Genomic DNA, 558 nt, shown 5'->3' with positions numbered 1-558 from the left:
GCCTCGACCCCGGCGCGCCGGGCCGGATCCTGCCAGAGCGCGTCGAGCGTGGCGGCCAGCCGCGCCTTCGTCCGGTCGCGGCCGAGATGATAGGCGAAGCCGGTGGCGCCATCCGGGAGCCGGATCGCCGCCCGGGTCACGCTCACCTCACCGAGGTTGAACGGGCGCCCGTCGCCGCCGATCCGGCCCGTCGCCATGACGAGGCCGGTCTCCGGGGGGCGCAGGTCCTCGGAGGCCGGGGCTTCGAGGGACCGCAAGGCGGCGTCGAGGTCCTCCCGGCTGGCCTCGGCGCAGAGCGCCATGACGGCCTGCCGGGCCGCGATATCGTCCGGTCCCGATTGATGCGGGCGCGTCGCCATCGCGAATCCCTCTGTCGAGCTGTTGTCTAGTCGTGTAGACAACTAGCGTGCCGGGCGCAAATGAAGTTTGGATGACGGTATGGATGCACAGGAGCAGGCGCCCGGCCTCATCCGGGGCGAGGGGCTGACGGCGTGGCGGCAGATCGCCGACGCGCTGACCGCCGACATCGCGGCCGGGCGTTACGCGCCGGGCCAGCAG

Annotated in this window: 1 protein-coding gene; it reads right to left on the bottom strand. The window is 72.9% G+C overall.

Features of this window, described 5'->3' with window-relative positions; all coding sequences use genetic code 11:
- Positions 1-359, bottom strand: a 359-nt coding sequence (phnG, locus tag FV228_RS32260) for a phosphonate C-P lyase system protein PhnG (protein WP_147858016.1), incomplete at its 3' end; no start/stop codon positions are given.
- Positions 360-558 lie beyond the last annotated feature (199 nt).

It is taken from the genome of Methylobacterium sp. WL18, from assembly GCF_008040015.1.
GTDB lineage: Bacteria > Pseudomonadota > Alphaproteobacteria > Rhizobiales > Beijerinckiaceae > Methylobacterium > Methylobacterium mesophilicum.
Note: the sequence above shows the minus strand (reverse complement) of the source record. Positions and strands in the feature narration are given on the sequence as shown.